Genomic DNA, 2,248 nt, shown 5'->3' with positions numbered 1-2,248 from the left:
GCAAGGCCTCTGCCAGCCTGCGCTTGGAGCGCACCGAGGCCGCGCGGCAGGCGCCCGATGATCCCGACCCGCTGATGCAGGCGCTGAACGAGGCGCTGGACCTGCCCGGCGCCACCGAGGATGGCGGCGGCGGCCGCGCCGCGATGGGACCGCCCCTGTCGCAGGGGGAAAAGGACGGGCTGCGGCTGCAGATCGAATCCTGCTGGAACATCGGCTCGCTGTCGCGCGAAGCGCAGCGGACGGCGGTGTCCGTGCAGTTCTCGATGTCGCCCGACGGGATGCCCGAACCGGATTCGCTGCGGATGATCGGGTTCGACGGCGGGTCCGAGGCGGCTGCTGGCCAAGCGTTCGAGGCCGCCCGCCGCGCCATCCTGCGCTGCGCCCTGCAAGGCGGCGGCTTCAGTCTGCCGGCCGAGAAATACGCCCGCTGGCGCGACACCATCATCGACTTCCGCCCCCAGGGCGGCCCCTCGATCCGGTGAAGATGGCCCGCATTTCCATCGCACCCCAAACAGGTTAGGTTGCGCGCATCATGTCGCTTTCCGTCCATCTCGCCCGCCTTTCGCTTGTCCTTGCCGCGGCCCTCGCGCTTGCAGGTCCTGCCGCCGCGCAGGATACGGTCCCGCCCGCGCTTGCCGCCACGGAAGACGAAGGTCCGCTGCGGATCGAGATCACCGGCGGCCAAGTCGAGCCGATGCCGATCGCCGTCGTGCCCTTCTTCGACGAGGGCGGCGCGGGCGATCTGGCCGCCCGCATCCAGGCCGTAGTGACGGCCGACCTGACCGGCACCGATCTGTTCCGGGAAATTCCAGCCTCGGCCCATGTGGCGCAGCCCTCGGGCTTTGACGAGCCTGTGGCCTACCCTGACTGGCGGGCGGTCAATGCCGAGGCGCTGATCCTCGGCGCCGTGTCGGTCCGTGACGGGCAGGTGACGGCCAGGTTCCGGCTGTTCGACGTCTTCTCGGGCCAGCCCTTGGGCGACGGGATGCAGTTCGACGCCCCCGAGGAAGGCTGGCGCCGCGTCGCCCACAAGGTCGCCGATCAAGTCTATGCCCGGATCACCGGGGAAGGCCCGTATTTCGACAGCCGCGTGACCTTTGTCTCGGAAACCGGCCCCAAGGACGCGCGGCTCAAGCGCATCGGGATCATGGATTACGACGGCGCGAACCCGATCTGGGTGACGGATGACAGCGCGCTGGTCGTCTCGCCCCGCTTCTCGCCCGACGGCAGCCAGCTGCTTTACACCAGCTTCGGGAACGGGATGCCGCAGGTGATGCTGATGGACGTGGCCAGCGTCCAGTCGCGCCCGCTGAAGCAGGAGGCGGGGACCATGAGCTTCGCCCCCCGCTTTTCCCCCGACAGCCGCTGGGTCGTTTATTCGCGCGAGCAGGGCGGCAATACCGACATCTGGCAGATGGACGTGGCGACCGGGGCGGAACGGCCGCTGACGGAAACGGCGGCCATCGAGACCTCGCCCAGCTTCTCGCCCGACGGCCGCCAGATCGTCTTTGAAAGCGACCAGTCGGGCAGCCAGCAGATCTATGTCATCACCGCCGACGGCTCGGGCGAGCCCGCGCGCATCAGCTTTGGCGACGGCAGCTACGGCACGCCCGCATGGTCCCCCACGGGCGACCTGATCGCCTTCACCAAAAGGAACGGCGACCGCTTCCACATCGGCGTGATGCGGCCGGACGGGACCGAGGAAAAGCTGCTGACCGAGTCCTTCCTTGACGAGGGTCCGACCTGGGCCCCCAATGGCCGCGTCGTCATGTTCACGCGCCAGACGCCCGGCGGCGACGGCACCTCGCGCCTGCATTCGGTGGACGTGACCGGCCGGAACATGCGCCCGCTGTCGATCGAAGGCGCCGCATCCGACCCCGACTGGGGACCGCTTTTGCCATGAGGAGCTTCTGCCCGATGAACGGCCTTCGCACCGCTGCCGCCGTGTTCCTGCTTGCGGGTCTGGGCGCCTGCGCCCAGACCCCGCCCATCGCGACGGTGACCGATCCCTATGCGGGCAGCCGCTACACCGGCACGCTGCCCGGCGGCACACTGCCCGGCGCCAGCGCCGAGGATTTCCGCCGCATTGCCGGCGACACCGTCTGGTTCCCCGAAAACGATGCGGCGCTGGACGGCCGCGCGCGCGAGACGCTGGTGCGGCAGGCTGGCTGGCTCAAGCAGAACGGCAGCTTCTCGACCGTGATCGAGGGGCACGCGGACGAGCAGGGAACGCGGGAATACAACCTCG

At 69.4% G+C, this 2,248-nt stretch carries 1 protein-coding gene and 2 pseudogenes; all 3 read left to right on the top strand.

What is annotated here, in order from left to right:
• A pseudogene (locus tag Q4F04_RS15555) lies at positions 1–482 on the top strand (protein TolA); the annotation flags it as partial.
• 50 nt (positions 483–532) lie between these two features.
• The gene (gene tolB / locus Q4F04_RS15550; protein WP_303370695.1) at positions 533–1,903 is read left to right on the top strand and encodes a Tol-Pal system beta propeller repeat protein TolB; all 1,371 of its coding nucleotides are present in this window, start codon (positions 533–535) and stop codon (positions 1,901–1,903) included.
• 14 nt (positions 1,904–1,917) lie between these two features.
• Positions 1,918–2,248: pseudogene (locus tag Q4F04_RS15545) on the top strand (peptidoglycan-associated lipoprotein); the annotation flags it as partial.

It is taken from the genome of Paracoccus sp. (in: a-proteobacteria), from assembly GCF_030536915.1.
In the GTDB taxonomy this organism is placed as follows: Bacteria; Pseudomonadota; Alphaproteobacteria; order Rhodobacterales; family Rhodobacteraceae; genus Paracoccus.
The sequence above is the reverse complement of the archived record's forward strand: the minus strand, read 5'-3'. Positions and strand labels throughout refer to the sequence as shown.

What these genes read in the sequence shown, in the direction of transcription:
- tolB (WP_303370695.1), top strand. Translation starts at nt 533, where the DNA reads ATGTCGCTTTCCGTCCATCTCGCCCGCCTTTCGCTTGTCCTTGCCGCG.